Genomic DNA, 12,243 nt, shown 5'->3' with positions numbered 1-12,243 from the left:
TAAACTATACCAAAGTATAGTACTATATGTTAGTATAGTACTTACAAATCTATAGTTAATTACGATAAGTTTGTAAAAAACTTTACAATCATGAAAAATAAAATCATCTATTGGACTTCCACAGCACTTGTATCATTAATGATGCTTTTCAGTGCTTATGCCTATTTTACTGATCCTAATATATCTGAGGCATTCATCTCCATGGGATTTAAGGATTTCTTTCGCATCGAATTAGGAATTGCAAAAATCCTTGGAGTGCTTGCACTGCTAATTCCATCCATTCCGTATGTTATTAAGGAGTGGGCTTATGCTGGATTTGGGATCACTTTTATCTCAGCGTTTATTGCGCACTCCGCAAATGGACATCCGACATCGGCTATAATTATTCCTTTAGTCGCACTGGCATTTTTGGCTGTTTCCAGAATATTTCTTACAAAAATCAGTTAATAAACCTCTATCACATAAAAGTATCCTATGATTTCTCATAGGATACTTTATGAATTGATTCTTATAGGGTTGAGAACTAAAATTGAATCGAATACATTTGATGATAAACTTACCATCTAAAACATGTCTCAGATTCACGTCAAAAATATGGTTTGCCCAAGATGCATCTCATCAGTGTCTGAGATCTTAAATAAGCTGGGGCTTGCCTATTCTTCAGTGGATTTAGGGAAGGTAGTGTTGAATCATTACCCTAGTGTTGCCCAGAAAAAGCAATTGGCAGAAGCACTTGATGCTGAAGGATTTGAGCTTTTGGAAGAAGGGAAATCCACATTGATTTCTCAGATCAAAAGTATATTGATAGAACAGATACAGCATTCTAGCGAAACGATTACAGAAAATTATTCCAGTTTTATTTCCGAAAAACTTCACCATGAATACACTTACTTGAGTAAGCTTTTTTCCCAAGTAGAGGGTATTACAATAGAGAAGTTTATCACCAAAGTGAAAATTGAGAGAGTTAAGGAATTGATTTTTTATAAGGAAAAAAGTCTTTCAGAAATTGCAGATCTGCTCGGATACAGCAGTGTTGCCTATCTTTCTTCACAGTTTAAAAGGGAAACCGGAATGACGCCGACAGCTTTTAAGAATCAGGTAAATCCTACACGGAGAAGTCTGGATGAAATTTGAAATCCTAGAAATTATTATTGAATTAAACTTCAAAAAGTTTTAATAACGGAACACTCTCAGACAACTTATTTAGATGACCTACTTCTGGAAAATTTCTACTTTTAACCCTTACAAATAGTATTTTTTTTCAGAATGTATGACCGTGTTACTAAATAATTTCTAAAGCCACTTATCACTATTTGTTTTTTTATGACGAAAGAAAATTCGTTACTTCGAAAATCAATAAAGTAACCCGAGCTAAATTGTCTTTATCTAATCCCGATAATTTACAAGAGCTATCATCCGAAAACTTATGGGAAGATCTCCGCTCCGGTGATAGGTATGCCCTGGAGGCAATATATAGGCTGTATATTAAAGACCTATTTAGTTTTGGCATGAGTCTTCATGCTGATGAGGCTATAGTAAAAGATGCAATCCAAGACATTTTTATTGATTTATGGAACTACCATGTAAATCTTGGTAGTGATGTAGTCGTGAAGCAATATTTATTTAAATCACTCTCTAACCGTATTCACAAAGAACTGGGAAAAAACTTCCGAAGATCAAGCATGAATTGGTTAACAGAACAGGAGTCGATTGTAATTTCTATAGAGGATCAACTGGTCCAGCATCAAACAGAAAACGAAATCACAAGTCAGATGTATGGTGCTATGAGAAGGTTGCCCATACGTCAGAAAGAAGTAATTCAGTATTTATTTTTTGAAAAGCTAAGTTACGAGGAAACGGCCAAGCTACTGGAGATTAACATCCGGTCAACATACACCCTTGCATGGAAAGCAATCAATGCGTTGAAAAAGGCAATCACTGTCGTTACAGCAATTTTTCTTCTCTCATAGCCTTAAGAAAATCACACAGAATTATTGATTTCATTGCGTTTTTCGCAATCGATTACGGGATTTTCTAAATGAAATGTAATTGTTAAAAAAAATTAAAATTTTGAAGGATAACTTTCCACACTTCGCTCCTTAATGTACTGAAACGGTTCATTATGGATAAATCAAATTTCTCGGTAGAAGATTTAGTATTAGACTGTGACTTCAGAGATTGGATACTGTCTCCAAACAAACAAAGAAATCTTCGTTGGGAGTCTTTTATTGAAAAGAACCCAGGAAAAATCCATGATATTGAGTTGGCCAGGGAACTGGTATTGAATTTTCCTAAGAAAGTTTACAAGATCAAAGAGGAGGACATCTCAGTACTCTGGAATAAAATTGATGACCGGTTAAATTCCGATTTTGCCAAAGAGCCAATAACGCCTTCTATTCCCCTAAATTCCCAATCCACAATTGAGCGATATGGAAGAATATCGAAAGAAAGAAAATTCAATTTTGCATTACTTAAGATAGCTGCCGTAATTCTCTTGACAGGATTTTTAGGTTTTCTTTACTTTTCGCTTCCTAAAGTAAAATCAACAGATAAAATCAACTGGCTTACTTACAGCACCAAACCAGGAATCAAATCTTCTGTAACATTAAGCGATGGCACTGTAGTCAAATTGAATGCTGGAAGTAGCATTCGTTACGTTCAGAATTTTGTTGGAGAAACCCGGGAAATTTTTCTTGAGGGCGAAGCATTTTTTGAAGTTGCCCACGATACTTTAAAACCCTTCATTGTCCATACACAGGATATAGCTACCAAAGCGCTGGGCACTTCCTTTAACATCAAAGCAAATAACTCCGAGAAAATCTCAATTTCCTTAATTACAGGAAAAGTAGAAGTCAAATCCCAGGATGTAAAAGAATTCCTGGATTACCTCAGTCCTGGAGAACAAGTTGTCACTTTACCAAAAGGGAATATGTGGGAAAAGGAATCTTTCGAAGAGGACCTAGTGCTAGCATGGCTAAATCAAACCATCATTTTTGATGACACTCCTCTACCTGAAGCGATCAAAATGCTAGAAAACTGGTTTGGTGTGCAAATCACATTGCTCAATTATACCGAGCAGAATCTGACCCTTTCGGGTAAATACAAAGGCGAAACGTTGAAGAATATATTGGATGGACTTAGCTACACAGCTCGGTTTAACTACGAAATAACCGGAAAGCAAATCAAAATAAATTTCAAACAATAACCCCCGCTTATCTATGCTGAAAAAAAAGAAGAATGTAAATGTGAAAATGACTGAAGATGCGTCAACATCTCCAGTCTGAGGTAGCTGAAAACTCAATGGTGAGCTTTCAGAATTTTAAGAATAAACCACACAATAGTTTAAACCAAATTGAAAGTAATGAAAAATGACAAAAGGTTACAGATAATTACTGTATCTAAGAGATTTTTCCAAATAATCTTAGTGCAATGCCTTACCATGACGGTTCTTTTTGCTAATACAGCAGAGATTCAGAACAAAAGAATGGATGAGGTCCCAGTGAGCATGCATCTTCGCGATGCCACTATCGAAGAAGCATTCAAGCAACTTGAATCCGCTTCTGGCTTTAACTTCGTTTACACTAATAAGGAAGTAAAAGGAATACCTAAGGTAGCCATGCAGGTTAATACCAACGTTTTTGATGCATTGGTATATCTATCTAGGCAAACAAGATTAGAATTCAAGCAGATCAACGAGAACATAATTGTGAGAAAAAGGGAAGTCTATGTTCCTGAAACTGCAGTAACAATAGAGGAAGCTGCAGCGATTACTGTGACCGGAGTTATAGTTGATGAATCAAATATGCCTCTTCCTGGTGTGACTGTGGTAGAAAAAGGCACAACAAACGGAACAGTAACTGACATTGACGGTAATTTCAGTCTTGATGTCGCATCGGCTGAATCAACCTTGAGCTTCTCATTCATTGGAATGGAGACTATCGAAATGGTAGTTGGGGAAAGGAGAACCTTCAACATTACATTGATGGATGATGTACAGTCATTAAATGAGGTAGTAGTAATTGGATACGGTACGCAGACTAAAAGAGAGATTACTTCCGCGGTGGCCAATGTATCAAGTGAGGAATTTGTACAGACAGGTGTGCGCTCTCCTATGGAACTAATCCAAGGTAAAGTAGCTGGTTTAAATATCGTAAGAACTCAAGGTAATAACCCAAATGCAGGCACTGGAATCCAACTGCGTGGTCTTACATCTGTTATAGGTACTACGCAACCATTAATCGTTATTGATGGTATCCCGGGTGGTAATCTCGATCTATTACAGCAAGATGATATAGCAACTTTCGATGTATTGAAAGATGGATCTGCAGCAGCTATTTACGGTACGCGAGGTAATGCAGGTGTGATTTTGATCACTACCAAAAAAGGTAAATCAGGCCAAGCTAGATTTGATTACTCTACTTATTTCCAGAGAGAATTTGTGGATAGAAGACCCGATAATCTAACTGCTTCTGAATACAGAGATCTTATCACTCAAGGTTTGATTAGCGAAAACAACGATCTAGGCGCATCTACAGATTTATATGATGAGCTTTTGAACAAAGAAAACCTTAGCCAGTATCATAATTTTTCTGCATCTGGTGGAAGCAATAATAGCAACTATCGCGTGTCGTTCTTCTTCAACGATGCTGAAGGTATTGCAAAAGAAAATAGCAGAAAGCAGTACGGAGGTAGAATGAGTTTTAGCCAGACGGGTCTTGAAGATCGTTTGACATTAGCAACCAACATGGCTGTCAACATGTTCGATGCTAATTTGCTAGGCGGTGGTGGTGGAGATTTTGAGCAAGCAATTCAAAGAAACCCTACTGCTCCTATCTTTAACGCCGATGGCTCCTTTGTAGAGACCGAGGCATACAATAATTACAATCCACTTTCTCGCTATGCAAATAGAATTAGTGAAAGAAAGCAGATGAATTTATCTGGTGATGTGAGATTGACTCTTGAAATTCTGGATGGTTTGACGGCTTCTGTATTCGGAGCACATCAGCGACTAAGCTACAATGACAGATATTATCAATCCATGAACGACTTTGCCAATAGACCATCTTCGGATTATCAAGGTACTGGCTACGCATCTAAAGCGAATCATGTGGATTGGAATAACACTTTGGAAGCAACTATTAACTACAAGACTAACTTCAACCAAGAACACAACCTAGATCTTATTGGAGGTTATAGCTACCAATATTTCACCACTGAAGAATTCAGTGTAAACAATAGCGGTTTCACTACGGATGGCTTCTTGGATTGGAACTTAGGAGCAGGTTCTGCGATCAATAATACTTTACTTCCTAGACCGGGAATGAGATCGTTCAAGGATGACAATACACTTATCGCCTTCTTTGGAAGAGCAAGTTATTCTTACAAAGACAAGTATTTTGCCCAAGCTACCTTAAGAAGAGAAGGTTCTTCGAAATTCGGAGAAAACCATAAATGGGGTAATTTCCCAGCTGTATCCGTTGGATGGTCATTGACCGAAGAAAGCTTCCTAAGCAGCAGTTCCGCTGTAAACAACCTTAAGATGCGTTTGGGATACGGTGTCACTGGTAACCAAGGTATCGGAAATTACCTATCCCTAGTAACTTTGGGTACTGGAGGTGTTTATCCTCAGGAAGGTGTTTACTACCAAACTTATGGTGCGGCTAGAAACCCTAATCCAGATCTAAGATGGGAGAAAAAGAAAGAGTGGAACCTTGGTTTTGACTTCTTACTTTTCTCTAACAAGCTAACTGGTTCATTAGACTTTTATACCAGAAATACGGTAGACTTGTTATATGATTATACTGCTCAGCAGCCGGCATTTGTGAAGGGATCATTGCTAACAAACGTGGGAAGTATAAACAATAAAGGGATTGAGCTTTACTTAAGCTCAATGATTATGGAGAAAGGTGATTTCTCTTGGCAGATGGATTTGACAGCAAATACGCAGATTAATGAAATCACTTCCCTTTCCAACGATGTATTTACAGTTTCTTGGCTTGAAACAGGAGGACTTCCTAGTCCGGGCAACTTGGGTAACGCAATCCGAGTGGAAGAAGGAGGAGCAGTAGGTAATTTCTACGGAAAGAAATTCGCTGGATTCAATGAGGATGGTAAGTGGTTATTTTACAAAGCTGACGGTTCTACTGGAACAGCTGGAGAAATGAGTCAGGAAGACTTGACTATTATCGGAAACGGAGTACCTAAGTACATGGCTTCCCTGAACAATGTATTTAGATATAAAGGATTTGACTTCACAGTATTCTTCAGAGGCAAGTTTGACTTTGACATCCTGAATACGAAAGAATTGTATTTCGGGAATAAAAGATGGTTGCCAAATAATTTGCTTTCTAGCGCAGTAAATAAAAATGCTCAGTTGGATGACGACCCTCAGTATTCCGATTATTATTTGGAAAACGGGTCTTTCGTAAAACTAGACAACATCACTTTGGGCTACACATTTAAGGTGGGTGGTAAATACGTGAAAAACCTTCGTGTTTATGCTTCCGGACGTAACATTGCCACTTTCTCTGGGTATTCTGGACTGGATCCTGAACTTCAGGATGTAGGTTTTGAAACAGGTATTGATGGTAGAGGATTCTATCCTCGTACCAAGAGCTTCACACTAGGTCTAAATGTTGGATTTTAATTAAGGAAAAATCATGAAATCGAGCATGACTCACAGATTGTGATAACAATTAATGTATGTAAGATTTTATGTGACCGTAAAAATTAAGTACAAAAACATGAAAAAATATTTCAATAAATTATCCGCTGCCCTCACCCCTGTTGCCTTGCTGGCTACGGTATCCTGTACCGACTTGGATGAGACGATCTACAGCGAACTATCAAAAGATAATTTCTACAATAGTAAAGTAGAAATAATGCAAGGTGTGCTGAGACCATTCACCCACATGCAAGCATGGCTTGCTCCTACAGGGCAAAGTGGCTATTATTACCATGGAGAGTCAGCTGCTGATCAGATAGCTTGGCCTCAAAAAGGTCGCCATGGATATGATGGTGGAGACCATGTAAGACTTCATAGACATGAATGGACGCCACAGGAGAATCGTCTGAGAGGCTCTTGGGGCTTAATGTGGGAAGGTTTGGGCTATGTAAATGCACTCTTGGAGGATTTTGAAGACGTGGATTTTGAAGCCGCAGGTCTTACCCAAGTAGAAAAGGAATCTATTATAGCTGAAGTAAAAGTCATGCGCGCATTCCATTACATGAAGATTATGGACATGTGGGGTAATGTGCCAATAGTGACTTCAGTAGGTCAACCAACAAATCCTGAAACACGTCCTAGTGCTGAAGTATTCCAGTTTGTGGAAGAGGAGCTTTTGGCAAATGTGGAAAAATTGCAACCACTTTCTCAAGCCTTAGTGGGAAGAGTAAGTAAAGCAGCGGGATATGCCATGCTTTCTGAACTCTACCTTAATGCTGAGGTTTGGTCTGGCACTCCTAGATATGATGAGTGCATCACTTACTCTGATAAAGTAATCAACGGAGAGGGCGGTAGCCTAATGGGCAATATGAGACTCGACCCATCTATTTTGGGGCCATTCTCTAATCAAAACCAATTCTCTCCTGAGAACATTTTCCAGTTCGCATTTAGCAGAGATGGAGGTTTTACTTTCAACTGGTCTGGATTTTTCTTTGGATACAGTAACATGTCCCGCGCACTGGATGTAACTTACAGTGGATGGAATGCTTTCGTGGTAATCCCTACTGCATTTGATGCATTTAAGGAGAATGACATGAGAAAACAAGAGTGGTTCCTATTTGGACCGCAGACAGATTATGATACTGGCGAACCGATTCTAGGAACTGAAGAGTGGGCTGACCAGCCATTAGTCTATGTAAATAACATAAGAAGAAATTCAGAAGGAGCTACGGGTGAAGGTTCAATGACTGAAGGCGAAGAAAATTCAGGTGCACGATTCAATAAGTACAGATCTGGAACTTCAGACGAAGAAGGCACATATTGGGAGAATGATTATGTGATCTATCGATTGACAGAAATCTATTTCAACAAGGCTGAAGCACTCATGAGAAAGAATGGGGGTGCTCCAACTGCCGAAGCTTTGGAACTGGTAAATGAATCAAGAAAAAGATCATTTGATGAGGCTGACTGGGCAACTGAAGCTTATACCGCTAGTACACTAACTATGGATGAACTACTTGCAGAAAGAGGAAGAGAGTTTATCTTTGAAGGTAAAAGAAGAACTGATTTGATCAGATTCGGTGAATTTACATCAGGAAACTGGTGGGATAAGGATGCTTCTGAACCGACTAGAACGCTATTCCCAATTCCTCATATTCATCTATCTTTGAATCCTAACTTGACTCAAAATCCAGGTTATTAAACTTATATAACCCGGCTTAAAGAAGAAGTTTTGTAGGAAAGCATTTGCTTTCCCGCAAAACTTCTTCTTTTGTAATATCCTTTGTAACCTATATGTATTTAATTAACCCCTCAAATTAACATGATTTTGAAAAAACATGTTTGCTTGATAGGTGCTGCTCTGGCCTTTCAGATCGGTTCCTTGCAAGCGCAGCAAAATCCTGTCAAGCTTGACCTTAATTCCTTTGAAGGAAATAAAGGCAGCTGGACAGAAGTAGGAAAAGTCTGGGCTGACCCGACAGTTCCTAATGAACTCCAATCCGCTAGTGGCACAGGAGTTATCGCAAATCTTCCAGAGAAGAAAAAACCAGGTGTAGACATCGTATCTAAAGAAAAGTACGGAGACGTTGATCTTTCTTTGGAATACATGGTAGCGCCAGGCTCTAACTCCGGTGTCTATCTCCAAGGAAATTACGAGATTCAAATACTGGATAGCTGGGCTAATTCCACTACCAAACCAGGCGATAACGGTGGAATCTACCAACGCTGGGACGAGAGCAAGCCTGATGGCCAAAAAGGTTACCAAGGTTATTCTCCCCGCCAAAACGCAAGCAAAGCTCCAGGCGTGTGGCAGAAATTGGAAGTATCTTTCCAAGCTGCAAAATTCGATGATTCCGGCAAGAAAATCGAAAATGCAAGATTCCTTTCAGTAAAACTCAACGGTGTAACAATCCACGAAAACCTAGAAGTCTTCGGCCCTACCCGTGGTTCAATGACAGGTGAAGATGTAGCTGAAGGCCCACTAAGAATCCAAGGTGATCATGGTGCTGTAGCTTTCAGAAACATTGAAGTCACTCCTTTCAATGCCCAGGCTCCTACTGTATCTAATGTGAGCTTTGAAACTTTCCAAGGTTCTATAAACAACTTGGAAGAACTAGCAGGAAAAACAGCAGTAGCGAAAGGAAATGTAGCTTCACTAAGTGAAGTTCCAGCTTCTGTATCTGATGTCAATTTGACAAAATACTCTGCAAATCTTAATGTAGCCGAAGCTGGAGAATACCAGATTACGCTACAAGTTCCAGGAGGATTGGCAGGATTTGCTTTGGGAAGTGAAAGTATTTCCAACCTTTCTGACAGAGGGGTAAGAGTCAATAAGCAATTGAAAGCAGGAGATAATCCTATTCAAATCATCGCTTCCAAAAATAGAAACTGGTCAGTGGATGGTTTCAACTTATCTATTTCCGGCCCAGGACTTAGAAACACTGATCTTTTAGTATCAGAGGCTGGTGCATACCAAGAAACAGATCCGATTTTAGTAGATGTAGATGCTACCCCTGTTTTGCGAAGCTTTAGAGACTATCCAGGCTCCAAAAGATTGGCTCACGTAGTTTCCGTTGCTAGCAAGGAAAAAGTAAACTATGCTTATGACATGGAAACAGGTACGCTGATCCAAGTTTGGAGAGGTGAATTCCTGGATGCCACTCCTATGTGGAATAGCAGAGGAAATGGTGTTTCCGTGCCTCGAGGAGTAGTTGTCAATCTAGCTGCTCCAGCTATCAATGCGCTAAGTAGCGATTACTCAGCTTCTGAAGAATTCAGAATTAAAGGTTACCAACTAATGAATGGTTCTGAGGACATTGTTTTCTCTTACCTCCTATCTGGTGACCCTGTGAAGGATGAAATCAAAGTAATGGAATCCGGAAAAGGAATCAGCAGAACTGTATCAGGTATTTCCAATGGATTTTACAAAGTAGCAGCAGGCGAAGAAATCCAAAAGATCAACAAGGGCTATTACTTACTGCCTGAAACCGGTGTATATCTGCAATACGATGAAGCTACCTACGGAGCTCCCGTGTCGCACTCAACTGATGGTACTGCCGGAATTTTCTTGCCTGCAAAGGGAAATATCGTTTACAATCTTCTCTTTTAATCCAGCGCGAAATGAACACATTACTTAAGAATAAATTTATAAAAATCGCCTTTGGAATAGCCGCTGTTTTTCAGCTGATGCCTGGGCAAGTAGATGCACAGGAATCCCCTAAAGAGGAGGATTTCTTTAAAATCATGCGGGTAACCGCTCCAGAAGGTACACTTTTGGAAGTTGGTGGTTTGACCGTTTTGCCAAATGGCGATCTAGGGGTAGCTACTCGTAGAGGCGACGTATTTATTGTAGAAAACCCTACTAGCTCTAAGCCTTTCTTCAGAAAATTTGCTTCAGGTCTTCACGAAATCCTAGGACTTCATTACGAAGACGGAGCATTTTATATGGCTCAAAGAGGCGAATTGACCAAATTGGTTGATACCGATCAAGACGGTACTGCCGATTTGTACGAGACAGTATACGCTTGGCCAATTTCTGCACATTACCACGAATATAGCTTCGGTCCTAAAGTAGGTCCTGACGGTTCTTTCTTCGTTTCTGCAAACGTCGCTTTTGGCGATCAGGAATGGTGGAGAGGCGAAAGCCGTGTACCAATGAGAGGCTGGATCATGAAAATCAACCGTGACGGAAGTATGGAACCTTATGCAACTGGAATGAGATCTCCAGCTGGTTTGGGAATGCTTGGAGACAAATTAGTTTATACTGAAAACCAGGGTGATTACATGGGTTCAGGTGGACTTTGGTTCATCGACAAAGGTGATTTTACTGGTCACCCGGCAGGCTTAGCTTGGACTGGACGTCCGGACTCTCCTTTGAAATTGACTACTGAAGAATTCAACAAAGTAGTTGATCCACAAAAAGTGCCTAATGGAACTGGTGGATTCGAAAAACCTGAGAATGTAATGGACGCTCCATACATCACCATGGCTCAAGCGAAGGAAAAACTTCCTGATTTGAAACTTCCAGCAGTTTGGTTGCCTCATGGTATTCAGGGAATTTCCAACTCTGAACCTATAGTAATTCCTGAAGGAAACTTCGGTCCTTTCGGAGGTCAGGTTTTGGTAGGTGACCAAGGTCAAAGTAAGATCATGCGACTTACACTTGAAGAAGTAAATGGCGTAATGCAAGGTGCTTCTATAGATTTCAGATCTGGTTTCCAGTCTGGTATTTTGAGAATGGCTTGGGCTCCGGATAAGTCTTTGTTTATCGGTGAGACCAACCGTGGCTGGGGGTCTGCAGGTGAGGCGAATGAAGGCCTTCAGCGTTTAGTTTGGAATCACAACATTCCTTTCGAGATGAGAACTGTTAAGGCTCAGCCTGATGGTTTCTTGATTGAATTCACTAAGCCAGTGAATAAAGCCACTGCTGAAGACTTGACTTCTTATGCTGTGGAAAGCTTTACTTATAAGTATCACCCAGTTTATGGTAGCCCACCAGTTGACAATAAAACGCTAAAAGTTTTGGGTGTAGAAGTTGCTGCCGATGGCATGTCAGCTAGAATTGCTGTTCAAGGATTGAGACCATATTACGTGCACAAGATCAGCCTTAACGGCGTGAGAGCTGTGGACGGAAGCTTCTCTTTGGTTCACCCTGATGCTTATTATACGTTGAACAGCATTCCTTCGGGAGCTAAAATGGTGATCAAAACGCCTGCTCCAGAGCCTAAGAAAGAGGTGGTAGCTGCTGCAAAGCCTGCACCAATTAAGGCTACTTCAATTCCTTCTGCGATTCCTTCAGATGCTGAGATCAAAACTCTTTTGGCTAAAAACACCTGTTCAGCATGTCATATGAAAGACAAAAAGGTAATTGGCCCAGCATATCAGGATGTGGCAAAAAGAAGATATTCTGACGAAAGAATCGTGGAATTGATCTATAATCCAGAACCTCAAAACTGGCCGGATTATGCGACTGAAATGCCTCCAATGGCTCAGGTGTCTAAGGAAGATGCAATGAAAATCGCTAAATGGATTAATTCCTTGAGATAATATTAGTCCACAGTCGACGGTCAACTGTTGAC

The 12,243-nt window shown here is 40.0% G+C and carries 8 protein-coding genes; all 8 read left to right on the top strand.

Annotation, left to right across the window (positions count from 1 at the left end):
• The first annotated feature begins 90 nt into the window (after nt 1-90).
• On the top strand, nt 91-447 hold the full coding sequence (locus AACZ73_RS07620; RefSeq protein ID WP_339876856.1) for a DoxX family protein: 357 nt from the start codon (nt 91-93) through the stop codon (nt 445-447).
• A gap of 123 nt (nt 448-570) precedes the next feature.
• The gene (locus AACZ73_RS07615) at nt 571-1,134 is read left to right on the top strand and encodes a helix-turn-helix domain-containing protein (protein ID WP_339876854.1); all 564 of its coding nucleotides are present in this window, start codon (nt 571-573) and stop codon (nt 1,132-1,134) included.
• A 242-nt stretch (nt 1,135-1,376) separates the two neighbouring features.
• Nucleotides 1,377-1,970: a sigma-70 family RNA polymerase sigma factor gene (locus AACZ73_RS07610; protein ID WP_339876852.1), complete on the top strand. Its 594-nt coding sequence runs from the start codon at nt 1,377-1,379 to the stop codon at nt 1,968-1,970.
• Between the two features lie 152 nt (nt 1,971-2,122).
• Entirely contained in the window at nt 2,123-3,205 is a 1,083-nt protein-coding gene (locus AACZ73_RS07605) for a FecR domain-containing protein (protein ID WP_339876851.1), read from the top strand.
• Nucleotides 3,206-3,361: 156 nt separating this feature from the next.
• Nucleotides 3,362-6,646 (top strand): TonB-dependent receptor, encoded by a 3,285-nt coding sequence (locus tag AACZ73_RS07600; RefSeq protein ID WP_339876849.1) that lies wholly within the window; start codon nt 3,362-3,364, stop codon nt 6,644-6,646.
• A gap of 97 nt (nt 6,647-6,743) precedes the next feature.
• Nucleotides 6,744-8,366 carry a RagB/SusD family nutrient uptake outer membrane protein gene (locus AACZ73_RS07595; RefSeq protein ID WP_339876848.1) on the top strand — a complete coding sequence of 541 codons (1,623 nt, stop codon included), beginning with the start codon at nt 6,744-6,746 and terminating at the stop codon, nt 8,364-8,366.
• A 120-nt stretch (nt 8,367-8,486) separates the two neighbouring features.
• On the top strand, nt 8,487-10,274 hold the full coding sequence (locus AACZ73_RS07590) for a DUF1080 domain-containing protein (protein WP_339876847.1): 1,788 nt from the start codon (nt 8,487-8,489) through the stop codon (nt 10,272-10,274).
• An 11-nt stretch (nt 10,275-10,285) separates the two neighbouring features.
• Nucleotides 10,286-12,211, top strand: a complete 1,926-nt coding sequence (locus AACZ73_RS07585) for a c-type cytochrome (protein ID WP_339876846.1) — start codon at nt 10,286-10,288, stop codon at nt 12,209-12,211.
• Nucleotides 12,212-12,243 lie beyond the last annotated feature (32 nt).

The organism is uncultured Algoriphagus sp., from assembly GCF_963974835.1.
GTDB lineage: Bacteria > Bacteroidota > Bacteroidia > Cytophagales > Cyclobacteriaceae > Algoriphagus.
This window is presented reverse-complemented; position numbering and strand designations above follow the sequence as displayed.